This is a genomic window from Streptomyces sp. NBC_01485, assembly GCF_036227125.1.
In the GTDB taxonomy this organism is placed as follows: Bacteria; Actinomycetota; Actinomycetes; order Streptomycetales; family Streptomycetaceae; genus Streptomyces.
On the sequence record NZ_CP109435.1, the window covers coordinates 5,189,530 to 5,212,015 of the forward strand.

The 22,486-nt window shown below is 71.8% G+C and carries 20 protein-coding genes and 2 pseudogenes; 12 read left to right on the forward strand and 10 right to left on the reverse strand.

Annotation, left to right across the window (positions count from 1 at the left end):
- Positions 1–2: 2 nt before the first annotated feature.
- Together OG352_RS23665 and OG352_RS23670 are read right to left on the reverse strand one after the other, a co-directional pair.
- Positions 3–2,051, reverse strand: a complete 2,049-nt coding sequence (locus tag OG352_RS23665) for a PA14 domain-containing protein (RefSeq protein ID WP_329219597.1) — start codon at positions 2,049–2,051, stop codon at positions 3–5.
- Between the two features lie 201 nt (positions 2,052–2,252).
- Complete coding sequence (locus OG352_RS23670; RefSeq protein WP_443072501.1) at positions 2,253–2,948, reverse strand: SLATT domain-containing protein; 696 nt, start codon at positions 2,946–2,948, stop codon at positions 2,253–2,255.
- Positions 2,949–3,302: 354 nt separating this feature from the next.
- Between OG352_RS23670 and OG352_RS23675 the strand changes: the two genes are divergently transcribed.
- The 3 genes from OG352_RS23675 to OG352_RS23685 all read left to right on the forward strand — a co-directional run bounded on the left by OG352_RS23675 (position 3,303) and on the right by OG352_RS23685 (position 5,031).
- Entirely contained in the window at positions 3,303–3,647 is a 345-nt protein-coding gene (locus OG352_RS23675; protein ID WP_329223935.1) for a YbaB/EbfC family nucleoid-associated protein, read from the forward strand.
- Between the two features lie 129 nt (positions 3,648–3,776).
- A complete protein-coding gene (gene recR, locus OG352_RS23680; protein WP_329219600.1) occupies positions 3,777–4,376 on the forward strand; it encodes a recombination mediator RecR in 600 nt (199 codons plus the stop codon).
- Positions 4,369–5,031, forward strand: coding sequence for a DUF5063 domain-containing protein (locus tag OG352_RS23685; RefSeq protein WP_329219602.1), 663 nt, complete (start codon positions 4,369–4,371; stop codon positions 5,029–5,031). The genes recR and OG352_RS23685 overlap by 8 nt, the downstream gene beginning before the upstream one ends.
- A 92-nt stretch (positions 5,032–5,123) precedes the next feature.
- Here the strand turns inward: OG352_RS23685 and OG352_RS23690 are convergent, their stop codons facing one another.
- Positions 5,124–5,960 carry a PhzF family phenazine biosynthesis protein gene (locus OG352_RS23690; protein ID WP_329219604.1) on the reverse strand — a complete coding sequence of 279 codons (837 nt, stop codon included), beginning with the start codon at positions 5,958–5,960 and terminating at the stop codon, positions 5,124–5,126.
- Between the two features lie 159 nt (positions 5,961–6,119).
- Here OG352_RS23690 and OG352_RS23695 point away from each other — a divergent pair, with 159 nt between their 5' ends.
- Positions 6,120–6,617, forward strand: a complete 498-nt coding sequence (locus OG352_RS23695; protein ID WP_329219605.1) for an SgcJ/EcaC family oxidoreductase — start codon at positions 6,120–6,122, stop codon at positions 6,615–6,617.
- 29 nt (positions 6,618–6,646) lie between these two features.
- Here the strand turns inward: OG352_RS23695 and OG352_RS23700 are convergent, their stop codons facing one another.
- Both OG352_RS23700 and OG352_RS23705 read right to left on the reverse strand, forming a co-directional pair.
- Positions 6,647–8,041, reverse strand: a complete 1,395-nt coding sequence (locus OG352_RS23700) for a HAMP domain-containing sensor histidine kinase (RefSeq protein ID WP_329219607.1) — start codon at positions 8,039–8,041, stop codon at positions 6,647–6,649.
- Positions 8,038–8,796 carry a response regulator transcription factor gene (locus tag OG352_RS23705; protein WP_329219609.1) on the reverse strand — a complete coding sequence of 253 codons (759 nt, stop codon included), beginning with the start codon at positions 8,794–8,796 and terminating at the stop codon, positions 8,038–8,040. Before OG352_RS23705 ends, OG352_RS23700 begins: the two co-directional genes overlap by 4 nt.
- 220 nt (positions 8,797–9,016) lie before the next feature.
- On the opposite strand from OG352_RS23705, the gene OG352_RS23710 reads away from it, so the two are divergent.
- The 4 genes from OG352_RS23710 to OG352_RS23725 all read left to right on the forward strand — a co-directional run bounded on the left by OG352_RS23710 (position 9,017) and on the right by OG352_RS23725 (position 13,706).
- Complete coding sequence (locus tag OG352_RS23710) at positions 9,017–10,303, forward strand: aspartate kinase (RefSeq protein WP_329219611.1); 1,287 nt, start codon at positions 9,017–9,019, stop codon at positions 10,301–10,303.
- On the forward strand, positions 10,303–11,382 hold the full coding sequence (locus tag OG352_RS23715) for an aspartate-semialdehyde dehydrogenase (protein ID WP_329219613.1): 1,080 nt from the start codon (positions 10,303–10,305) through the stop codon (positions 11,380–11,382). Before OG352_RS23710 ends, OG352_RS23715 begins: the two co-directional genes overlap by 1 nt.
- A 447-nt stretch (positions 11,383–11,829) precedes the next feature.
- Positions 11,830–12,405 (forward strand): SigE family RNA polymerase sigma factor, encoded by a 576-nt coding sequence (locus OG352_RS23720; RefSeq protein WP_329223936.1) that lies wholly within the window; start codon positions 11,830–11,832, stop codon positions 12,403–12,405.
- A gap of 263 nt (positions 12,406–12,668) precedes the next feature.
- Positions 12,669–13,706: a hypothetical protein gene (locus OG352_RS23725; protein WP_329219614.1), complete on the forward strand. Its 1,038-nt coding sequence runs from the start codon at positions 12,669–12,671 to the stop codon at positions 13,704–13,706.
- Here the strand turns inward: OG352_RS23725 and OG352_RS23730 are convergent.
- Entirely contained in the window at positions 13,676–14,533 is an 858-nt protein-coding gene (locus OG352_RS23730) for an SURF1 family protein (RefSeq protein ID WP_329219615.1), read from the reverse strand. The genes OG352_RS23725 and OG352_RS23730 overlap by 31 nt on opposite strands.
- Positions 14,534–14,732: 199 nt before the next feature.
- Between OG352_RS23730 and OG352_RS23735 the strand changes: the two genes are divergently transcribed.
- Positions 14,733–16,553 carry a S9 family peptidase gene (locus OG352_RS23735; protein ID WP_329219616.1) on the forward strand — a complete coding sequence of 607 codons (1,821 nt, stop codon included), beginning with the start codon at positions 14,733–14,735 and terminating at the stop codon, positions 16,551–16,553.
- A 70-nt stretch (positions 16,554–16,623) separates the two neighbouring features.
- On the opposite strand, the gene OG352_RS23740 is transcribed toward OG352_RS23735, so the two are convergent.
- The 3 genes and pseudogenes from OG352_RS23740 to OG352_RS23750 form a co-directional block, all read right to left on the reverse strand.
- Entirely contained in the window at positions 16,624–16,803 is a 180-nt protein-coding gene (locus tag OG352_RS23740; RefSeq protein WP_443072322.1) for a hypothetical protein, read from the reverse strand.
- 267 nt (positions 16,804–17,070) lie between these two features.
- A pseudogene (locus OG352_RS23745) lies at positions 17,071–17,271 on the reverse strand (hypothetical protein); the annotation flags it as partial.
- 24 nt (positions 17,272–17,295) lie between these two features.
- Positions 17,296–17,430 (reverse strand): hypothetical protein, encoded by a 135-nt coding sequence (locus OG352_RS23750; RefSeq protein ID WP_329224197.1) that lies wholly within the window; start codon positions 17,428–17,430, stop codon positions 17,296–17,298.
- A gap of 167 nt (positions 17,431–17,597) precedes the next feature.
- Between OG352_RS23750 and OG352_RS23755 the strand changes: the two are divergent.
- A pseudogene (locus OG352_RS23755) lies at positions 17,598–18,086 on the forward strand (class I SAM-dependent methyltransferase); the annotation flags it as partial.
- A 292-nt stretch (positions 18,087–18,378) separates the two neighbouring features.
- Here OG352_RS23755 and OG352_RS23760 read toward each other — a convergent pair.
- On the reverse strand, positions 18,379–20,310 hold the full coding sequence (locus OG352_RS23760) for an NAD-binding protein (protein WP_329219618.1): 1,932 nt from the start codon (positions 20,308–20,310) through the stop codon (positions 18,379–18,381).
- Positions 20,311–20,552: 242 nt separating this feature from the next.
- Here OG352_RS23760 and OG352_RS23765 point away from each other — a divergent pair, with 242 nt between their 5' ends.
- Positions 20,553–21,596 carry a permease gene (locus OG352_RS23765; RefSeq protein WP_329219619.1) on the forward strand — a complete coding sequence of 348 codons (1,044 nt, stop codon included), beginning with the start codon at positions 20,553–20,555 and terminating at the stop codon, positions 21,594–21,596.
- The gene (locus OG352_RS23770) at positions 21,593–22,387 is read left to right on the forward strand and encodes a TIGR03943 family putative permease subunit (protein WP_329219621.1); all 795 of its coding nucleotides are present in this window, start codon (positions 21,593–21,595) and stop codon (positions 22,385–22,387) included. The genes OG352_RS23765 and OG352_RS23770 overlap by 4 nt, the downstream gene beginning before the upstream one ends.
- The last annotated feature ends 99 nt before the right edge of the window (positions 22,388–22,486 follow it).

Sequence of the window (22,486 nt, forward strand, 5' to 3'; positions counted from 1 at the left end):
CGCTAGACGCGGTCCTGGAAGACGCAGTTCCACACGTGCGTGCCCGCGACGCTGCCGTCACCGCGCACCGCCTCCAGCGTGTAGAAGTGCGTGGCCCCCCGCGCGGCCGTGGTGTCCGTGTAGGCACGGGTCTGCGCCGGCAGCAGTCCGGCGTGCAGCGGCTCGTACGCCTTCGTGGCCGCGTTCCACCGGCTGACCCGGTAGCCCGTGACGGTGTCGCACTCAGGCGTCCTGTCGCACCGCCAGCCGATGGACGGCCCGTCCTCGTCGGGTCCGCCGATCACGGTGCCGTGGCCCAGGCTGCCGAGTTCCCAGTCCGTGGTGACCGTCACGGACGGCCGGACGTCCAGCTCGGTGGCCTCGACGACCGTGACCTTCGGGTCGCGCGGGGGCAGCGAGTTGTCCCAGCGGTCCCTGGCGACGACCGCGTACACGTACGTCTCGCCGTCCGGCAGGTCGCCGCAGACGACCGCGAGCGGGTCGCGCGTGCCCTCCGCGCAGGAGGTGGAGCTGAGCCACTTGACCGTGCCGTCGGCCTGCCGGACGCCGGTCCAGACCATGTAGCGCTCGACGTCGTCCTCGGTCGAGGCCGCCCAGCTCATCAGCACGCCGTCGGCGCGCGGGGTGGCCCGCACTCCGGTGACCGGGCCGGGCGCGACCCTGTCGCCGGTGCGGACGACGAGCGGGGCGGACAGCGCCGACTCGTTGCCGGCCGGGTCCACCGCCACGACCGTGTACGTCACGTACGTGCCCGCGGGCATGTCCAGGTCGTGGCAGATGCCGCCGCTGTCGGTCTCGTCGCTCTCCTCGGCGCAGGTCACGCGGGTGAGTGCGGCCGGGTTGAGAGTCCTGCCGGGCGAGCGGTAGACGCGGTAGGTCCCGCCGTTGGAGAAGTCCTCGTAGAAGCCGTCGGGCTGCTCCCAGTACACCTCGGTGTAGCCGGCGCGGACGACGGCGCCGAGGGAGGTCGGGGACTTCGGCGGCGTCCGGTCGACGCCGTCGCCGGTGACGGCGGCGTGCGCCGACGGGTTGCCGAGCGCGTCGAGGGCGCGCACCCGGTAGTACCGGGCGGTGTTCACGGGCGCGTCGGTGCGGTACGACGTCGTCATCGTCGTGCCCAGCAGCTCGAACGGGCCGGTGGCCGCGGAGGCGGCGTACACCTCGTACCCCGCGGCGTCGGCGACCCCCTGCCAGGCCAGGGTGGCCCACCACGCGTCACCGGCGACCGCGAGACCGGTCGGCGCCGCCGGGCCCGTGCGGTCCACGGTCGTGACGGTGGAGTCGAGGCTGCCGGCGGACTCGCGGCCCGTCTTGTCGACGGCGCGGACCTCGTACAGGAAGGTCTGGCCCGTGGCGGGCGTCGCGTCCACGAAGGACGGGGAGGTGAGCAGCGACGAGCCGCCGGCCTTCGCCCACTGGGCGGTGCTCAGCCGGCGGTACACGCGGTAGCCGGCGAGGTCCATCTCCTTGTTCGCGGCCCAGCGCAGGCTGGTCTTCGCGGTCTCCCGGTCGTACGCGGCGGTGAGGCCGGTCGGGGCGAGCGGCTTGACCGTGTCGACGGCCCCGGTGCGCGGGGCGTACGTGAACGAGGCGTGGGCGAGGCCGGTCCAGGCGACGTAGTCCACGCGGATCGTGTGCTTGCCGGCCGGGACGGTCAGGTCGACGGTCCTGCGGGCGGTGGTGGAGACGTTCTTCCACAGGTCGATCTTCCGCACGCCGTCGACGTGGACGCGCATGCCGTCCTGCGTGGCGGCCGAGAGCCGGAAGGGGCCGCCGGAGCCGAAGTCCCGGGTGAGGGACCAGCGGACGGAGAAGTTGTCCTTGGGCAGCGTGACGCCGGCCGGGTCGCCGTGCCCGTAGTTCTCGCCGATGGCCGAGTCGCAGACGGTCAGCTTCGGCGTGCCGCTGAAGGTGGAGTTTCCGAAGTACTGCGCCCTCCAGACAGGAGAGGCACAGGTGACGGCTGCGGAGGCCGGGGCGGCGGTGATCAGGCCGCCGGTGGCGGCGAGGGCGGCCGTCGCGGCCAGCGCGGTCAGCCGGGTACGAGTCATCACAGAGAGCAGGGCCCCTTCCGGACCAATGGGAAGCAGAAGCACGTGAAACAGGTGATGCCTGTGCGACCCATGAGACGGGGGCAGGGTTGCCCCCGCCCCCTCACCCTTTTCACGGACGTCCGCCCCGACCGGGTCCGCGCCGACAGGACACCCCATGCAGCGCGCCGCCGACCAGCCTCACCGCCCCGTCGGCCAGCCTCAGCGCGGCTCCGGTGGCCGCTGCCGGGGCATGTTCGGCCGGGCGTTCACCCCGGGCGGCGACGGGAACCGCCCCGCGCCCGCCACATCCGCCCGCCCGCCGGAGGCGACCGCCGCCTGGATGCCCACCGGAGTGGCCCCGCTCCGGAACTCGACCATCCAGTCGCCCGTCTCCGCGCGCACCAGGTCCGTGACGTCCTCCGAGAACCGCCGCAGCACCCCGAGACACCGCTCGGTGGCCTCACTCGCCGTGCCCTCGGCCGGCCCCAGCACCTCCCGGACGCTCTCCGAGGCCCAGTCGAACTGCAACACCTGCAACCGCCGCTGCACGGCCTGCGCCGTGGCCACGTCCCTCATCCACCCGGACGTCAGCCCGAAGTACCGGTCCACCGCCACGCACGCCACCGCCAGCAGCAGCGCCAGATATCCCCAGGGGGCGACCCCGCCCATCACCCGCGCCAGATCCAGCAACGGCAGCGCGGCCCCGCACACCGCTCCCGCCGCCGCCCCGCCGCGCAGCACCCGCGCGCCCCGCCGCTTCCACACCCGGTCGGCGAGATACCAGGCGACGGTCTCCAGCGCCCCGCGCTCCACCCACCGGTACAGCTCGTCCAGCCGCTCGGCGGGCTCGCCCCAGTCCCCGAGCGGAAACGCCCGCCCGGCCAGGTCGCCCTGAGGCGGACCCTCGGGCTGCATCTCCGGCTGCTGACCCACCCGGCACTCCCTACTGACGACGACTGATCCCGAAACCGACGACTACTGATCCCGACCGAACACGAACGGTCACCCCGTGTGACCGCTGAAGCTGATGCGCCGGATCCTTCCTACCGCCCAATGGGTGGCGAAGAGGAAGGTTTCGCCTCCCTTCCGCCCGGAAGTGGGCCTTGATCAGGTATACGCCTCACGCGGAACTCACTCGAAAGAGTGCTGGGGCGACGCCCGCGCGGACCACGTAGGCTCGTGCCAGGGCGGGAAGATCTCGCCCGGAGAGCCGTGACGGCGGCACGAGAACAGCGGTATGAAACAGCGGTACGAGAACAGGAGCTGATCGTGATTCCCGGTGGTGGCCAGCCCAACATGCAGCAGCTGCTCCAGCAGGCCCAGAAGATGCAGCAGGACCTGGCCCGTGCCCAGGAGGAACTGGCGACCATGGAGGTCGACGGGCAGGCGGGCGGCGGCCTGGTGAAGGCCACCGTGACCGGCTCCGGCGAGCTGCGCGCCCTCAGGATCGACCCGAAGGCGGTGGACCCGGACGACACCGAGACCCTCGCCGACCTGGTCGTGGCGGCCGTCCACGCGGCCAACGAGAACGCGCAGACGCTCCAGCAGCAGAAGCTCGGCCCGCTGGCCCAGGGCCTGGGCGGCGGCAGCGGCATCCCCGGACTGCCGTTCTAGGGCCCGGCCAGCCTTTCTAAGACCGGCCCCGGCCAACTACCGTACGTACTGCAAGGACCGCAGGACCGCAGGACCGCAGGAACCGTAAGGACCGCAGGAACCGCAGGACTCAGGAAGGACGGCAGTCCGTTGTACGAAGGCGTGGTCCAGGACCTCATCGACGAGCTGGGGCGGCTGCCCGGCGTCGGTCCCAAGAGCGCGCAGCGGATCGCCTTCCACATCCTGCAGGCGGAGCCGACGGACGTACGGCGGCTCGCGCAGTGCCTGATGGAGGTCAAGGCGAAGGTCCGCTTCTGCGCGACCTGCGGCAATGTGGCGCAGGAGGAGCGGTGCGGCATCTGCCGCGACCCGCGCCGCGACCCGACGGTGATCTGTGTCGTCGAGGAGCCGAAGGACGTCGTCGCGGTCGAGCGCACGCGCGAGTTCCGCGGCACGTACCACGTCCTGGGCGGCGCGATCAGCCCCATCGAGGGCGTCGGCCCCGATGACCTGCGGATACGAGAACTTCTGGCCCGGCTGGCCGACGGTTCGGTGACGGAACTGATCCTGGCCACGGACCCCAACCTGGAGGGCGAGGCGACAGCCACCTACCTCGCCCGCATGATCAAGCCCATGGGCCTGAAGGTCACCCGCCTGGCCAGCGGCCTCCCGGTGGGCGGCGACCTGGAATACGCGGACGAGGTCACCCTCGGCCGCGCCTTCGAGGGGAGACGACTCCTAGATGTCTGACGCCACGCTGCACGCGACCGACCAGAGCCCGGACGACTTCGCGGTCCAGATCGCGGACCAGGTCGAAAGCTTCCTGGTAGCCGTCACGGAGGTGGCGAAGGGCGACGAGCCGGGTCTGGCGGTCCCCTTCCTCCTCCTGGAGGTCTCCCAGCTCCTCCTGGCCGGCGGCCGTCTCGGCGCCCACGAGGACATCCTCCCCGACGAGCGCTACGAGCCCGACCCGGGCTTCGAGCCGGACGCGGACGAGCTCCGCGAGAACCTGGCCAGGCTGCTGGAACCGGTGGACGTCTACTCCGAGGTCTTCGACCCCTACGAGCCCCGCAAGGCGCCTGTGCCGGCCCGGATCTCCGACGACCTCGCCGACGTCATCGCCGACCTGCGCCACGGCATGGTCCACTACCGCGCGGGCCGCACCACCGAGGCCCTGTGGTGGTGGCAGTTCTCCTACTTCTCCAACTGGGGCTCCACCGCCTCGGCAACCCTGCGCGCCCTCCACTCGGTCCTCGCCCACGTACGCCTGGACCAGCCCCTGGAAGAACTCGACGGCCTCGACACCGACCAGAGCCCCCTGGGCGACGAGACGTTGGAGTTCGAGGCGGGCCGCGTGATGGCGGAGGAGATCGGCGAACACCTGGGCGCACGCCCGGCGAACTAGCCACCACGAACTCAGCTCAGCGGGCGCTGCTGCGCCCTCGCCGCGCCGGCTGCCGGCTGAACCGCCCCCGCGTCAGCGGGCATTGGCGAGGGTCAGATGGGAACGGCCGTGCCCGTGACGGCGATTCCGCTGGCAAGGTCTGTTGGTACGGACACCGTGATGGTGCTCGGGCGGCCCATGTCCTCGCCCTGACGGATCGTCAAGGTGACGGGTGTGGCGATGAGTTCGAGTTCGCGCAGGTAGCCGCCGAAGGCTGCCGCCGCCGCGCCGGTGGCCGGGTCCTCGACGACCCCGCCGGGCGGGAAGGCGTTGCGGGCGTGGAAGACCGTGGGTGACTCCCGCCAGACCAGGTCGACGGTGGTCCAGCCCCGGCGGGCCATGAGGGCGGTCAGCGCGGGCATGTCGTAGTCGAGGTCGGCCAGCCGGCCGCGGTCGGCCGCGGCGATGACCGGATGCCAGGCACCGGCGTAGGCCGCGCGGGGCGGCAGCGCCGGGTCCAGCTCGTCGGCGGACCAGCGCAGCGCCGACAGCAGCTCGGCCAGGTCGGGCCCGGCGAGGGGCTCCGTGCGCGGGGCGACGCTCACCAGGGTCGCCACGGTCGTCCCGTCGTCGGCCACGGCGGTGGTGACGGCGACGGTGCCCACGTTGGTGCGCAGGCTCAGTGGCCCGGTGCCGTGCCGGTCGGCGTGGGCGACCGCCGTGGCGATCGTCGCGTGGCCGCAGAACGGCACCTCCGCGAGCGGGCTGAAGTAGCGGACGGTCAGCGTGCCGTCGTCGGACGGCACCACGAACGCCGTTTCCGAGTACCCGACTTCGGCCGCCGTCGCCAGCATGGTCGCGTCGTCGGCGCCGGTGGCGTCGAGCACCACACCCGCCGGGTTGCCCCCGGCCGGGTCGGTGGCGAAGGCGACGTAGCGCAGAACGTCCATCGGGCGACGGTAGCGCGGCCGGGGATCGAGGGTGAGCACGCCCGTCTCCGAAGGTTGGAGGGGTCTTGTATGTGTGCTGTACGGCGGCTGGACGGGCGTTAACCGGCCAAAGGCGAATCTTGAGTCATCCCAACCGGAACAAGCCGCACAGGAGTTGCGATGACCCGCAAGACCCGCATACGCGCCGCCCTCGTCACCGCTGCCGCCCTTGCCACCGCCGCCACGGTGACGGTCGGGGTCAGTGCGGCCGGCAACGACAAGCCCGCGAACCCGACCAAGAAGCAGATCGCCGCCCTCTTCGACGGCTGGAACGCGGCGCTGCAGACCGGCGACCCGAAGAAGGTGGCCGACCGCTACGCCAAGGACGCGGTCCTGCTGCCCACCGTCTCCAACAAGGTCCGCACCGACCGCGCCGGCATCGTCGACTACTTCGACCACTTCGTGGCGAACAAGCCGTTCGGCACGAAGATCGAGACGCACGTCAACATCCTCGACAGCGACTCCGCCATCGACACCGGTGTCTACAAGTTCGACCTCACCGACCACGACACCGGCAAGAAGAAGGAAGTCGTGGCCCGCTACACCTACGAGTACGAGAAGCGTGACGGCGTGTGGAAGATCGTCAACCACCACTCGTCCGCGATGCCCGAGGGCTGAGTCTCAGCCGACGGAGGCTCGTGAAGGCCTCACCCGGTGCGTTGCGTCGCCCGCAGGGTGAGGCGTACGCCCAGCCCGCCCCCGGGCGCGTCCACCAGCGTCACCGCCCCGCCGTCGTCCGTCACCAGTTGTTTGACGACGGCGAGGCCGAGACCGGAACCGGAGCGCCCGGTGAGGCCCTGGCCGCGCCAGAAGCGGTCGAAGGCGCGGGACTTCTCCGCGTCGGACATGCCCGGACCCTCGTCGAGGACCGACAGCACCACCTTGTCGCCCTTCGACTCCGTCCGGACGGTGATCGTCCCGCCGTCCGGTGAGACCTCCAGGGCGTTCGAGAGCACGTTGTCCAGCACCTGGTCCAGATGACCGGGGCTGGCCAGCACAGACGGCCGGTCGTCGGCACCGCTCCCCCACAGCGCGATGGTGACTCCGCGCTCGTCGGCGGCCGGCCTCCATACCGACAGCCGTTCGGCCACGATGTCCGTCAGGGACAGCGGCTCGGCGGCCGTCACCTTGGCCTCGGCCCGTGCCAGCACCAGCAGCCCGTTGACCAGGCGGCTCATCCGCACCACCTCTGCGGTCGCCTGCTCCACGTCCTCCCGGACGAACTCGTCGTCGACGCCGTCGGCGATGTTGTCCAGGGAGAGACGGAGCGCCGTCAGCGGGGTCCTGAGCTGGTGCGACGCGTCCGCGACGAAGATCCGCTGCGAGGCGATCAGGGCTTCGAGGCGTTCGCCCGCCTGGTTGAGGGTGCGGGCCAGGGTCTGGGTCTCCTGGGGGCCCGTCACGGGGGAGCGGGCGGTCAGGTCGCCGTCGCTGAACTTGCTCGCCATGTCGTTGAGCTGGCGCAGCGGGGCGGTGATCCGGCGGGCCGCCGCCGCGCCGATCAGCGCGGCCACGCCCAGCACCACCACCGCGAGGCCCGCGCGGAAGCCCCAGATCGTCCACAGCCTGCTGGTGAGTCCGGACGTCGAGTAGACGACCCGTACGGCGCCGACGACCTCGCCGTCGTGCTTCGCCGGGACCGTGATCACCAGGTTGCGGCCCCAGATGAACTGCGAGCCCCAGTCGGTGGTGGAGTCCCCCTGCCGGAGGGCCTTCGTCAGGGCCGCGTCCGGGTGGGGGGCGGGGATGGCCGTCGCGCACGGCTGTCCCTTTGTTCCGTTCGTCTCCTTCGTCGCGAGCTGGACCTGGACCTTGTCCTTGGTCGTCTCGGCGTCGTACGCCTTGGCCATCTTCTCCAGCGCCTGGCAGGACGCGGTGTCCCCGTTGCCCAGGAGCAGCGCCATGGTGGCCGCCTCGCGCGTCACGGAGTGGTCGGTGTCCCCGCGCAACTGGGAGGTCAGCGTGAAGGCCACCGGCACGGTGAACAGGCCGATGGCGACGGCGACCAGCAGCACGTAGCTGCGGATGAGCTGCTTGATCATGACGCCGGACCGCCAGAGCCCTGACCACCGGAGCCCGGACCACCAGATCCTTGGGTGCCGGATCCCTGGGCTGCGCCGTCGCTCACGATCTCCAGGCGGAAGCCGACGCCCCGGACCGCCTCGACGGTGATGACCCCGGCGAACTTCCGCCGCAGCGCCGCGACATGAACGTCCAGGGTCTTCGTCGGCCCGAACCAGTTCGCGTCCCAGACCGCTTCCATGATCTGCTCGCGCGACATCAGCGCCCCCGGCTCCTCGGTGAGGAAGGCCAGCAGGTCGTACTCCTTCGGCGCGAGCGCGACCTCCTCGCCGGCCACGTGGACCCGGGCCGCCTTGCGGTCGATGGTCAGCCGGGTCCCGTAGCGGTCCGCGCCGCCGGTCGCGCTCTCGTCGGCCGCGCGCGGCTGGACGCGCCGCATCACCGCTCGTATCCGCGCGATCACCTCGCGCACCCCGAACGGCTTGGACACGTAGTCGTCGGCGCCCAGTTCCAGGCCCACCACCCGGTCCGTCTCGTCGCTGCGGGCGCTGATCACGATGATCGGCACATTGCCGCGCTCGCGCAGGGCACGGCAGACGTCGAGGCCGTCGGTGTCGGGCAGGCCGAGGTCCAGGAGCACGACGTCGTAGGGGTCGGCGTGGGCGAGGGCGGCGGCGCCCGTGCTCACCCAGTCGACCTCGAATCCGTAGCGCTGCAGCCCGCGCCGCAGCGACTCGGCGACCGGTTCGTCGTCTTCCACCAGGAGTACGTGCACGCGCCGCACATTAGTCCTTGAAAATTAATTCACAGCCATCACTTGCGTGTCAGTGGGCAGGGAGGTTCTGTGACGCGTGTCCGCGACCACCTCCCGGCACTTCCCGTGAGTCTCACCATGCGGGACCCGGGAGGCGGATTTCGGGCGCTCGTTAGACTGAGCCGACCCGCTGTACAAGGGCGTATGCGCGGGAAACGAACAAACTGAGCGAGGAGCGCACGTGGGCCTTGTCGTGCAGAAGTACGGAGGCTCCTCCGTAGCCGATGCCGAGGGCATCAAGCGCGTCGCCAAGCGGATCGTGGAAGCGAAGAAGAACGGCCACCAGGTGGTCGTCGTCGTTTCCGCGATGGGCGACACGACGGACGAGCTGATCGATCTCGCCGAGCAGGTGTCACCGATGCCCAGCGGCCGGGAATTCGACATGCTGCTGACCGCCGGAGAGCGGATCTCCATGGCGCTGCTGGCGATGGCGATCAAGAACCTGGGCCACAGCGCCCAGTCGTTCACCGGCAGCCAGGCGGGCGTCATCACCGACTCCGTCCACAACAAAGCCCGGATCATCGATGTCACGCCGGGCCGCATCCGGACCGCGCTGGACGAGGGCAACATCGCCATCGTCGCCGGGTTCCAGGGTGTCAGCCAGGACAAGAAGGACATCACGACCCTGGGGCGCGGTGGGTCCGACACGACCGCCGTCGCGCTCGCCGCCGCGCTCGACGCCGAGGTCTGCGAGATCTACACCGACGTCGACGGCGTGTTCACCGCCGACCCGCGCGTGGTGAAGAAGGCGCAGAAGATCGACTGGATCGTCTTCGAGGACATGCTGGAGCTCGCGGCCTCCGGTTCCAAGGTGCTGCTCCACCGCTGTGTGGAGTACGCCCGCCGCTACGACATCCCGATCCACGTCCGGTCCAGCTTCAGCGGACTGCAGGGCACGTGGGTCAGCAGTGCGCCGATCCGACAGATTCAGCAAGGGGACAAGCCGGTGGAGCAGGCCATCATCTCCGGTGTCGCGCACGACACCTCCGAGGCCAAGGTCACGGTCGTCGGCGTGCCGGACAAGCCGGGCGAGGCCGCCGTGATCTTCCGGACGATCGCCGACGCCGAGATCAACATCGACATGATCGTGCAGAACGTGTCCGCCGCGTCCACCGGACTGACGGACATCTCCTTCACGCTCCCCAAGGCGGAGGGCCGCAAGGCCATCGACGCCCTGGAGAAGAACAAGGCCGGCATCGGCTTCGAGTCGCTGCGCTACGACGACCAGATCGGGAAGATCTCGCTGGTCGGCGCGGGCATGAAGACCAACCCGGGCGTCACGGCCGACTTCTTCAAGGCGCTGGCCGACGCGGGCGTCAACATCGAGCTCATCTCGACCTCCGAGATCCGCATCTCGGTCGTCACCCGCGCCGATGACGTCAACGAGGCCGTGCGCGCCGTGCACACCGCCTTCGGACTCGACTCCGACAGCGACGAAGCCGTCGTCTACGGAGGCACCGGCCGCTGATGCCCGGCAACCGGCCGCGGACGGCCGACACAGCGCGGCCCACGCTCGCGGTCGTGGGGGCGACCGGAGCCGTCGGCACCGTCATGCGCCAGATCCTGTCCCAGCGGGCGGACGTCTGGGGCGAGATCAGGCTCGTCGCCTCCCCGCGCTCGGCCGGCCGCAAGCTGGCCGTGCGCGGCGCGGAGGTCGAGGTGCTGGCCCTGTCGGAGGAGGTCTTCGACGGGGTCGACGTCGCCATGTTCGACGTCCCCGACGACGTCGCCGCGCACTGGGCGCCGATCGCCGCCGCCAAGGGGGTGGTCGTCGTCGACAACTCGGGCGCGTTCCGGATGGACCCGGACGTGCCGCTCGTCGTCCCCGAGGTCAATCCGCACGCGGTGCGGACCCGGCCGCGCGGGATCGTCGCCAACCCCAACTGCACGACCCTGTCGATGATCGTCGCCCTGGGCGCGCTGCACGCCGAGTACGGGCTGCGCGAGCTGGTGGTGTCGTCGTACCAGGCGGTGAGCGGGGCCGGGCGGGCCGGAATCGAGACGCTGCGGCAGCAGATCGCGCTGGTCGCCGGCACCGAGCTGGGGACCAGCCCCGGTGACGTGCGGCGGGCCGTCGGCGACAACACCGGGCCGTTCCCGGAACCGGTCGCGCTGAACGTCGTCCCGTGGGCCGGGTCGCTGCGCGAGGACGGCTGGTCGTCGGAGGAGATGAAGGTGCGGGACGAGTCCCGCAAGATCCTCGGGCTGCCCAAGCTGCCGGTGGCCGTGACCTGCGTGCGGGTCCCCGTCGTCACCACGCACTCGCTCACCGTCCACGCCCGCTTCCAGGACGAGGTCACCGTCGACGGGGCCCGCGAGATCATCGCGACGGCCCCCGGTGTCGTCCTCTTCGACAACCCGGCCGCGGGGGAGTTCCCCACGCCCGCCGACGTCGTCGGCACCGACCCGACCTGGGTGGGCCGGGTACGGCGGGCCCTCGACGACCCGACGGCGCTCGAACTGTTCGTGTGCGGCGACAACCTGCGCAAGGGCGCGGCCCTCAACACCGCGCAGATCGCGGAGCTGCTGGCGGCGGAGATGGCGTGAGGGTGTCCGGTGAGTTCGGTCCGTCGGGGGTCCGTCGGGGTCCGTCGGGGCCAGATGTGAGGCGGTCGACGGTCCGGATCACTTGTATCGGACACATTTGACGTCCGAAAATGCCGACAGAAGGATTTTCTCCCCGTTTTCCGCAACCGCGCGGAGAGCGGGGAGCGTCTTTGCGGTCACCCCTGACGGGGCGCGCGGAGAGCCGGGCGTGGGGACGCCCATTCCTATGGGACTGGGATGCAGCGGAAGAGCGGGACAGATGAGACGGGTGCGGGTGGCCTTGGCCCACGCAGAAGTGACGCCGGACGCGTACAACCCCCACGGGGGGAAGTGTGTCCAACTGACGTGGCAGAGGTACTCGAACTCCCGGTGGCGCCCCGCGGCGCGGCTCTACGGCCGCCGCGCGGCACCCTCAAACCCCGCAGCATGCCCGGCGTGCCCGGCGGCATGCCGGTGATCGCGCCCATGCCCGCAGCGCGGCCCGCCCGCGTACCCAGCCAGCGTGACGGCGTCGAGGACACGGTCGCGGCCGGTACCACCGTCGACCACCTCACCGAGACCTACCGGGCCCACTACCGCTCGCTGCTCGGCCTCGCCGCCCTCCTCCTCGACGACACCGCCTCCTGCGAGGACGTCGTCCAGGAGGCCTTCATCCGCGTCCACTCCGCGCGCAAACGCGTCCGCGACCCGGAGAAGACCCTCGCCTACCTCCGTCAGACGGTCGTCAACCTCTCCCGCTCCGCCCTGCGCCGCCGCATCCTCGGCCTGAAGCTGCTCTCCAAGCCGATGCCGGACATGGCCAGCGCGGAGGAGGGCGCCTACGACCAGTTGGAGCGCGACTCGCTCATCAAGGCGATGAAGAACCTCCAGCGCCGGCAGCGCGAGGTCCTCGTGCTGCGCTACTTCGCGGACATGACCGAGGCCCAGGTCGCCGAGACCCTCGGCGTCTCCATCGGCTCGGTCAAGGCGTACGGCTCACGCGGCATCGCCGCCCTGCGCATAGCCATGGAGGCGTCGGCGTGAGCGGGGAGGCCGGCAGGGAGGTCGACAGAGACGTCGGCGGGGAGCCCTGCGGGGAGCCCGAAGGACGGGGCCCTCACGACAGCCACGAACCGACGCCGATCCGGTCCGGTCCGTCGGACGAACAAGAACCGGACACAGACGAGCCGGACACAGACGAGCCGGACACAGACGAGCCGGTCACACACGAGCCGGTCACACACGAGCCGGGCACATACGAGTCGGGCATACGACACCCGAAGCCATCGCACGCTGGGAACTCAACCGTGAACCACCACCTCGACGACCAGAGCCCCGACGGGCTCGACTCGGACGAGCTGGCACTGCGCCGGATGCTGCACGACGCCGTCCAGGAGATGGAGCCGCGCGACGGCTCCCTGGACCATCTGCGGCGGGCCGTCCCGGTCCGCCGGGCCCGTAAGCGGCAGGCGGCCGTCGGCATGGCGGCAGCGGCGCTCTTCCTCGGCACCGCCGTCCCGGCCGTGCTGCACGTCTCGGGCGTGGGCGGTTCCGACGCCAACCCTTCCATCGCCGGCCAGGCCTCACAGGCGCAGGGGGGCGCGGATCAGGGCAAGAACCCCGATGGCGGCTCCTCGGGCAGGGTCGGCGACTCCTCCGGCACGACCGGTGAGGGGAGCAAGAGCGGCGCCGTCGACTCCGGTCCGGGCAAGGAGTCCGCGGGCGCCGCGGCCTCCAGCGGCAGCGGTCCGACCTCCGAGGCGCCGCTGAGCGTGGCCGCGTGCGCACCGGCCCAGCTCGAGGCGGGCGCCCCCGTCGTCGCGGTGCCCGACGCGGCCGGCATCGTCTACGGCACGTTCCGCGTCGCGAACTCCTCCGCCGCCGCCTGTACCGTCGGCGGCGCGGTCTCGGTGACGTACGAGGCGCAGGGGGCCGCCGACGCCACGAAGATCACCGTGGTGGAGCACGCCTCCGGGGACGCGGCGGCCGGCCTGCCCGACCCCTCCCTCTACGTCACGCAGTACGTCCTCGCCCCCGGCTCCGCCTACGAGGTGAAGTTCGCCTGGCAGCCCGCCACGACCTGCCCGACCACGGGCGGCGCCGGTGGCGGCGACAGCGGCGGCGGTTCGGCGTCGCCCTCGCCGTCGACCTCGGCCGAGCCGTCCACCACGGCCGGCGAGACCACCGCCGGCACCACGGCCCAACTGTTCACCGCGGACGGCACGGCCGACGGCAGCGTCGTCGTGTCGTACACGGCCGAGGCCGGCTCCCCGGCGACCAAGGCGACGGTGACGAACGCGTGCGCGGGGACGATCTACCGGACGGGCGTGCTGGCGTCGTCCTGAACCGTTGACACGTGCGGCCCGCCGGTCTCGTGGGCCTTGTTGTCGGCCTCGCCGGTCTCCTCTGTCCCCTCGGGGACGATCCCGAGTTCCGCGTCCCGGATGAACTCCACCTCGCGGCGCAGCAGCCGGAACCACATGAACACCACGAACCCGGCGAAGACGAACCACTCGCCGGTGTAGCCGAGGTTCTGGAACGCCTTCAGGTCGAGGCCGGTGTCGGCCGGCGCCTTCGCGGGCACCGCCGTCATCCCGGGGGCCGCGGTGTCGAGGGTGACCCAGGCGTCGTAGAGGTCGTAGGGCACGAGGTTGACGAGCGAGGCCGCGCTGATCGCCGCGGTCTGCCCGGCCGGCAGGCCGCCCCGGGCGCTCACCCCGTTGTCGCCGGGCTGCTCGGACGCCTGGAGCGCGCCGGTGACGGTGACCTCGCCGGCGGGCGGCGCCGGGGCCTTCGCCGAGTCGGCGTCGCCGGGCAGCCAGCCGCGTACGACGGGCAGCGCCCTGCCGCCGTCGGTGCGCAGCAGGGTCAGTACGTAGTAGCCGTTCTTGCCGCCCGACTCCCGGTCGGGCACCAGCAGTTGTGTGCTGTAGCGGCCGGTGGCGGTGGTCTGCCTGCCGGAGGTCGCCTTGTCCACGGGCAGCAGTTCGGCCAGGGGCCGCGCGGGGTCCGTACGGGCGGACTCGGCCTGCGCCTTCGCGTCGCGGTGGTCGTCCACCCGCGCCTCGAACCGGCTGAGCTGCCAGGACCCCATGAACACGCAGAAGGGGATGGCCAGCAGCACGAAGACGTTGATCTCCCACCAGCGGGAAGTCAGCAGAAACCGGTACACGCCCTCCACGGTACGGGGCGGGTGCGGGGGACAGGTTGGCGGGGTGAGGCGACGGGGTGGGGCGATGGGGCGGGCGAGGGGGGTGGGGTGCGGCCCCTCGGGGCGAAGGGGTGCGGAGCGGGTGCGAAGACGGTGGGAGTTATCCACAGGCTGGGGGCCGGGGCGGTCGATTGTCGTCGTGAGCGGGCAGTATGGGCTCATGACTGAGAGCAACGGGTCCGCCGCACCCGCACCGGAGCGTTACGAAGAGATGCCGGACTGGGAGAGGCGCTTCCGCGCGCCCCGGGTGTCGCTGCCCGACTGGGCGGAGGACGCGCCCGACCAGGCCTTGTTCGTGTCGAACGCGACAGGGACGTACGAGCTGTACGCCTGGGACCGTTCGACGGGCGAACAGCGCCAGGTGACCGAGCGGGCCAACGGCACGACGGAGGGGGTGCTCTCCCCGGACGGCACCTGGATCTGGTGGTTCGACGACAAGGACGGCGACGAGTTCGGCGTCTGGCGCCGCCAGCCGTTCACCGGCGGTGAGAACGAGCCGGCGACCCCGGGCCTGGACCCCTCCTACCCGGCGGGCCTGGCCCTGAGCAGGGACGGCCGTACGGCGGTGGTGGGCCGCTCGACGGACGAGGACGGCACGACGATCCACGTGGCGCGGACCGGCGAGCCCCCCTTCGAGCTGTACCGCCACCGGGAGTCGGCGGGCGTGGGCGACCTGTCCCACGACGGCACCCTGATCGCGATCGAGCACACCGAGCACGGCGACGCGATGCACTCCGCGCTGCGGGTGCTGCGCCCCGACGGCTCGAAGGTCGCCGAGCTGGACGACACGAAGGGCGGCACCGAGGAACTGGGCCTGGAGGTGCTGGGCTTCGCCCCGGTCGACGGCGACACGAGGCTGCTGATCGGGCATCAGCGCCGGGGCCGCTGGGAGCCGCTGGTGTGGGACGTGGCGACGGGCTCCGAGACGGACCTCGCCCTGGACCTGCCGGGCGACGTCAGCGCCGAGTGGTACCCGGACGGCTCGGGCCTGCTCGTCGTGCACGGCTTCGAGGCGCGCAGCGAGATGTTCCGCTACGACTTCGCGGGCGGCGAGCTGGTGAAGGTGGAGACTCCCGCGGGCACGGTGTCCGGGGCGACGGCCCGTCCGGACGGCAGTGTGGAGTACCTGTGGTCGTCCGCCGCCCAGCCGCCGGTGGTCCGCTCGACGACCGGCGGGGTGGTCCTGGACCCGCCCGGCATGAAGTCCCCGGGCTCGGTCCCGGTGCGGGACGTGTGGGTGGAGGGTCCAGGCGGCCGTATCCACGCCCTGGTCCAGAAGCCGGAGGGCGCCACGGGCCCGCTCCCCACCGTCTTCGACATCCACGGCGGCCCGACCTGGCACGACAGCGACGCCTTCGCGGCGGCCCCGGCGGCCTGGGTGGACCACGGTTACGCGGTCGTCCGCGTCAACTACCGCGGCTCCACGGGCTACGGCCGCGCCTGGACGGACGCCCTGAAGCACCGGGTGGGCCTCATCGAGCTGGAGGACATCGAGGCGGTACGGCAATGGGCCGTCTCCACGGGCCTGTCCGACCCGGCCCGCCTGATCCTCACCGGCGGCTCCTGGGGCGGCTACCTCACCCTCCTCGGCCTCGGCGTCCAGCCCGACGCCTGGGCCCTGGGCATCGCGGCTGTCCCCGTCGCCGACTACGTCACGGCCTACCACGACGAGATGGAGGCCCTGAAGGCGATGGACCGCACCCTCCTGGGCGGCACCCCGGAGGAGGTCCCCGACCGCTTCGAGGCCTCGTCCCCCCTGACCTACGTCGACAAGGTACGTTCCCCCGTCTACATCTCGGCCGGCGTCAACGACCCCCGTTGCCCCATCCGCCAGATCGACAACTACGTACGCCGCCTGGAAGCAAGGTCCGCCCCCCACGAGGTCTACCGCTACGACGCGGGCCACGGCTCCCTGGTGGTCGACGAACGCATCAAGCAGGTACGACTTGAACTGGAGTTCGCGGAGAGGCACTTGGGGTAGTCGGCCGGTTGGTCGTAAGCCGGTCGATCGGTTCTTCGAGCGGACGACGGGCTCGCTCCCGACGATCGACTCAGGGATCGTCGGGGGCGGGGCCGCTCACCGATCGGCCCCCTCGGACAGCCCAGGAGCGGGCCGGATCGTCCAGCCAGGCCCGTTGCCCCTCGGCGGTGACCGTCAGGCCGAAGCGGGTGTGGTCGGGCTTGTCGTGGCCGACCCACCAGCGGTAGGCCGCCTCGACCTCGTCCCACAACCGGCGGGCCCCCGACTGCCAGACGCGGGCCTCTCCCTCCCCGTCGCCCCCGTTCCCGCCACCGGGTCTTCGAGGTTGAGCGGTGCGCGGGCACGCCGGGTCCCCGGTAGGTGAGGTGCGGAAAGGTGACACTCCCGCACCGAAGTGTCACCTTCCCGCGCGGACCACCCTCGGGCAGGCGTCGGGCAGAGAGCCGCACCGCCCCATGTGATCACCGGTGTCCCTCCAGGTGTCGCCGGATGTGGACGTTGCAGTCGGACGCCGTGGTCATGCCACCACCCGCCCGTGCCCGGTCCCGTACGTCCGCGAGTCCATTGCCGCCTTGATCAGCGCGCGAGCCTCTATGCCGTAAACCGCGAGCTTGTCCATCGCGGCGAACGTGTCGGCGTAGGCGGCCACCTCGCTGGGCTGCGTGAGGGTGAGGAACCCGGAGACGAGTTCCACGTTCACCTGGGCCGTGTCGAAGATCCGGTGACACCGGACCACTCTTCCTCAAGCGTCGTGGGCACTGCTCTCCTCGTCGGCCGACTGAGGGATGTACTGCAACATGACCTTGGGCAGTCGGATGATCGCCTCGTGGTCAGGAACGTCCGTCCCGTGACCGGGAATCGAGCCGATCTCTGGCATGCCTTCACCTCCGACTCAGTGGTGTTCGGGTCGTCACGCAGACAGCCGGACGAGGGTTGTGCGGAGCCTATTCGTACTGCTCCCAGGTATGTCCGCCCCTGTGCTTGTCGGTCAACCAGCAGGCATTCTCTTTCGACGGGCCTACGGAATTGCAGTAGGCCTCGTACGTCGTGCTCGTGCTGGGGCCGCTCTACCACCTGCCCGACCGCGCTGACCGTGACCGGGCCCTCGCGGAGGCCTACCGCGTGCTCAAGCCCGGCGGTCTCCTGGCGGCGGCCGGCATCAATCGGTACGCGTCCCTGTTCGAGCACGCCGCGTTCGCCCACCTGCACAGGGAGTCCATGCGGAGGAGCGTCGGCGGCATCCTCGCGACCCAGATCCATGACGGCAAGGAGGCGTTCACCGCCGCCTTCTTCCACAGCGGCGAACAACTGCGTGGCGAGGTGGCCGCGGCGGGCTTTGCCCAGGCCGAGGTGTTCGGCATCGAAGGCCCGGCCTGGTCCATGCTCGCGGCGACGGAGCGGAACACCGGCGAGTCCTTCCGCGACACGGACCTGTTCCGGTCGGCACTGGCCGCCGCGCGCATGGCCGAGCCCTATCCGGAACTTCTCGCGGCGAGCTCCCACCTGCTGGCGATCGGACGACGTCCCGGCTGACCTCGGGGGGACACGATGCGCAGGAAAGAAGCCGCGAGTCGCCGACCGCACGCTCCTGCGTCGGGCCCAACGGCTCGTCGCCGTCTGGGACGGCGCACCCCCGAGAGGCAAGGGCGGCGGCACGGCGGACACCGTCCTGGAGGCGCGGGACGCGGGCCTTCCCGTCGACGTGGTCTGGCCCGAAGGGGCCGCGCGGCGCGCCTGAAGCGTCACCGGCCCCCGGCATCAGCCCCCAGCCCCCAGCCCCCAGCCCCCAGCCCTCAGCCCCCTGCGCCTGCCTCTGCGCCTGCCCCTACGCTCCCGCGTCCCTCCGCCCCCGTCGCCGCAGCAACTCCGCCAACCCCCGGCGCGTGGCCGCCAGTACCACCCGGTCCTCGCTCCGCAGGACATAGGTGTCCGGGAGGTCCCAGACCAGGCCGGAGCCGCCCTGGCCTTCCCGGCCGGTGTCCAGTGCCAGCACCCGCCAGTAGCCCGCGCGGAACGCCTCGCCGATCGTCCTGCCGTCCAACTGCGCGTGCTCTGCGACCCGTAGCGCGGCGAACAGCAGCACCCGCCGTTCCACCGGGATCGCGCCCAGGATCTGGCGGCCCATCATCGCCCCGGCGAAGGAGGGGGCCGACAGGTGCGACACGCTTCGGCTCCGGGTCAGGGCCTGGGGGTGGGCGGCTCGCAGGGTGCGGTAGACGGCGGTGGCGAAGTCGTCGTCGTACAGGCGGAGGACCACGCGGAGGTCGGGCCGCAGGGAGCGTGCGTAGAGCGCGGCCTCCAGGTTCGTCGTGTCGGAACTGGTCACCGCGAGCAGGGCGTGCGCGCGGTGGATCTTCGCGGCCTCCAGGACGCCCTCCTGGGTGACGTCGCCCAGGACGACCGGCACCCGCAGCCGCCGCGCCACCGCGAGTCCGCGCGCCTCCGGGCCCGCCTCGACGCACACCACGGGGATGTTCAGCTCACGCAGGCGGATCAGCACCCGGGTGCCGATCTTGCCCAGGCCGAGGAGCACGACGTGGCCGCCCAGGCCGCGGGGCGGACGGCGCAGGGCCCCCGCCCCGCGGAAGGTCCCCATCGCCTCCAGCACCGCCGCCAGCAGGACCGGCAGCAGCAGCAACCCGACCAGTCCGGAGAGGAGTTGGAGGATCTGGCGGGCGGTGGTCGACCCGATCGCCGGGTCGTTGACGGAGAACAGGTCCAGGAGGGTCAGGTACAGGGCGCCCAGCGGATGGATCCCGGTCGCCAGCCACAACGCCACGGCCAGCGCGAACACGCACCCCACCAGCCCGGCCAGCGACCACCTGAGCCGTTGCGAGAACAGCGAGGCCAACGGCGCCACCACCCCGACCCCGCGTCCGGACGGCAAGGCGGGCCCCGCCGAGTACGCGACCTGCTCCAGGACCACCGATCCGCGCCGGCCGGCCGCCGCCGCCTCCCGCACCGTCGCCGCGTCCGGCAGCAGCAGCGGGCCCTGCTCGCCGCTGGCCTCGGAACCGTCCGCGAAGGCCGGGTCGTTGAGGTTCGCGGAGAGCAGCGCGAGCGTGGGCAGGCCCGGCGGGTCGGGCTCCCCGGCGGCGGCCGGCAGCCGCTCCACGGCGCGCAGCAGCAGCCCGTCCGTCTGGACGACCTTGCTGGTGCCGACGACGGCGGTCGCGGCCAGCGCGGGCGCGGCGGTGTCCGCGTCGGACAGGACGGTCGTCGAGGCGTCGCCCGCCGCGCCGCCGTCCCCCAGCGGGCCGTCCCCCAGCGGGCCGTCCCCCGGCGCGCCTCCGGTGGCCAACGCGGCGGCCTGGTCGAGGAGTTCCTCGATGTGCTGGCCCAACCGCCGGTTGTAGAGCCGCAGGACGAGCCGCAGCCGGGGGTTGAGCCGGCGGGCGGTGAGGGCGGCACGGATGTTGGTCTCGTCGTCGTCGTACACGAGCGCCAGCGCGGCGGCCCGTTCCACGCCCGCCTCGGCGAGCACGGCCTCGGTGGCCTCGACGGCCTCCAACATCCGCTGTCCGGCGGCCGGTTCACTCTGGGCGGCGGCCGGCGTGCCGTTGCCCGCCGCCCGGTTGACGGCCGCGCTCACCATCCGGTCGAGCAGCGCCGCCGACACCGCCCGGGCCCGTCCGACGACCGGGGGCCGTACCGTTCGCTCGGCGGGCGGTACGACGAGCGTGACCTGCTCCTCGTACACGCCCCGCAGCTCGGCGGCGAGCCGGTGCGCGAGGCCGTCGTCGCCGCACACCACCATGTGCGCGCCCGGCGACTGCCCCGGACGCGACTGCCCCGGACGCGGCTGGCTCGGACGCGGCTGACCCTGATTCGGAACGCTTACCACGAGGGAGAAGACTGCCTCACCGGGACGGGAGGTTCCACGGACGACGTGAACACCTTGCGCGAGACTCCCGTATGAAAGGGGAGGGAATGCAGCAAACAGGCAGCAGAGACAGCACGGACGACAGGGCGGATGCGGAAGCCGGAGGTGTGCGACCCGTGGCCATCACCAGAGACGCGGTCCCGCACGTCGAGGGCACGCCGGGCGCGCGCCAGGACCGAACGGAGACACCGCCCGCGCCGGACGACGAGCCCAGGCGGCTGACCTCCTCCCTCGTCCTGACCATGCTGCTGCTCCTGATGGTGCTGCTGCAGAGCCCGATCCGCGGCGCGCTGTCCGCCCCGGTGATGCAGAGCTGGACGACGGTGTTCGTGGCGGTCGTGGTCCAGGCGTTGCCGTTCCTGGTGCTGGGGGTGCTGCTGTCGGCGGCGATCGCCGTCTACGTACCCCCTTCCTTCTTCGCCCGGGCCCTCCCCTCCCGGCCCGCGCTCGCCGTCCCGGTCGCCGGGCTCGCGGGCGCGGTGCTGCCCGGCTGCGAGTGCGCGTCGGTGCCGGTGGCCGGTGCCCTGGTCCGCCGGGGCGTGACCCCGGCCGCGGCCCTCGCCTTCCTCCTCTCCGCCCCCGCGATCAACCCGATCGTGCTGACGGCGACGGCCGTGGCGTTCCCCCGCAACCCCGAGATGGTGCTGGCCCGCTTCGTGGGCAGCCTCCTCGTGGCGTGCGTGATGGGCTGGCTGTGGCAACGGCTGGGCCGCACGGACTGGCTGCGCCTGCCGGCCCACGCGCCGCACGAGGGGGAGACGAAGGGCGCGGCGTTCTGGGACTCGGTCCGGCACGACGTGATGCACGCGGGCGGTTTCCTGGTCGTGGGCGCGATGGCGGCGGCGACCCTGAAGGCCGTCGCCCCGCAGGAATGGCTGCGTACGGCGGCGGAGAACCCGTTCCTGGCGGTCCTGACCCTCGCCGTCCTCGCGGTCGTCCTCTCCATCTGCTCGGAGGCGGACGCGTTCGTCGCCGCGTCCCTGACCCAGTTCTCCCTCACGGCCAAGCTCGCCTTCCTGGTGGTCGGCCCGATGATCGACCTCAAGCTGTTCGCGATGCAGGCGGGCACCTTCGGCCGCGGCTTCGCGCTGCGCTTCGCCCCGGCGACGTTCGTACTGGCCATCGCGTCGGCGGTCCTGACCGGATGGATACTCCTGTGAACCGACAGTCCCAGGCGGCCGTCCTCTTCCTCCTCGGCGCGGCCCTCCTCCACGCCGGCACCACCGACCTCTACCTCCGCTACGTCAAGGCGGGCCTACGCCCACTGCTCCTGGCGTCCGGCGCGGTCCTGATCCTGACGGCCCTGGCGACGGCGTGGTACGAGCGCCGGAGGACGAAGCAGGAGCAGAAGCAGAAGCAGAAGCAGAAGGGCGTAGGGGATCGAGGGGACCTAGGGGATGTAGGGGATGTAGGGGACGTGGAGGAAGCGGCCTCCCACACCCACCCCGAACCCCGTGTCTCCTGGCTCCTGATCCTCCCCCTCCTGGCGCTGATCCTGGTCGCCCCGCCCGCCCTGGGCTCGTACAGCGCGACCCGCACCGGCACGGCCCTGCAGGAGCCCCTCGCCTATCCCGCCCTGGCCGCCACGAACCCGCTCCCCCTCAGCGTCGTCGACTACGCGGGCCGGGCCGTCTACGACCACGGCCGCACCCTCACCGGCCGCGAGGTCCGGCTCACCGGCTTCGTCGCCCTGGACCACGACGGCACCCCCTACCTGGTCCGCATGGCCCTCAACTGCTGCGCCGCCGACGCCCAGCCGGTCAAGATCGGCCTGACCGGCAACATCCCCCCGGTCCTCCAACCGGACGCCTGGCTGACCGTCACCGGCACCTACACCCCCCGCACCACCCACGACCCGGTCAACAACGGCCCGATCCCCTTCATCAAGATCACCGAAGCCAAACCGACCCCGATCCCCCGGGACCCGTACGACGAGTCATGGAACAACTGACCGGACGCCGGGCGGAGTTGAACCACCGGATCCCCCATCCCGATCCAGGGCTAACTCAGGCCGCCAGGTGCACCGTTGCGTGACACAGGGCTTCGGTAC

Excerpts from the sequence above, each read along its gene's own strand:
- OG352_RS23715 (WP_329219613.1), top strand. The coding sequence starts at position 10,303 with ATGCCCGGCAACCGGCCGCGGACGGCCGACACAGCGCGGCCCACGCTC.
- OG352_RS23695 (WP_329219605.1), top strand. The coding sequence starts at position 6,120 with ATGACCCGCAAGACCCGCATACGCGCCGCCCTCGTCACCGCTGCCGCC.
- OG352_RS23735 (WP_329219616.1), top strand. The coding sequence starts at position 14,733 with ATGACTGAGAGCAACGGGTCCGCCGCACCCGCACCGGAGCGTTACGAA.
- OG352_RS23685 (WP_329219602.1), top strand. The coding sequence starts at position 4,369 with ATGTCTGACGCCACGCTGCACGCGACCGACCAGAGCCCGGACGACTTC.
- OG352_RS23670 (WP_443072501.1), bottom strand. The coding sequence starts at position 2,948 with ATGCAGCCCGAGGGTCCGCCTCAGGGCGACCTGGCCGGGCGGGCGTTT.
- OG352_RS23750 (WP_329224197.1), bottom strand. The coding sequence starts at position 17,430 with ATGCCAGAGATCGGCTCGATTCCCGGTCACGGGACGGACGTTCCTGAC.
- OG352_RS23690 (WP_329219604.1), bottom strand. The coding sequence starts at position 5,960 with ATGGACGTTCTGCGCTACGTCGCCTTCGCCACCGACCCGGCCGGGGGC.
- OG352_RS23760 (WP_329219618.1), bottom strand. The coding sequence starts at position 20,310 with ATGGTGGTGTGCGGCGACGACGGCCTCGCGCACCGGCTCGCCGCCGAG.
- OG352_RS23665 (WP_329219597.1), bottom strand. The coding sequence starts at position 2,051 with ATGACTCGTACCCGGCTGACCGCGCTGGCCGCGACGGCCGCCCTCGCC.
- OG352_RS23700 (WP_329219607.1), bottom strand. The coding sequence starts at position 8,041 with ATGATCAAGCAGCTCATCCGCAGCTACGTGCTGCTGGTCGCCGTCGCC.
- OG352_RS23720 (WP_329223936.1), top strand. The coding sequence starts at position 11,830 with ATGCCGGTGATCGCGCCCATGCCCGCAGCGCGGCCCGCCCGCGTACCC.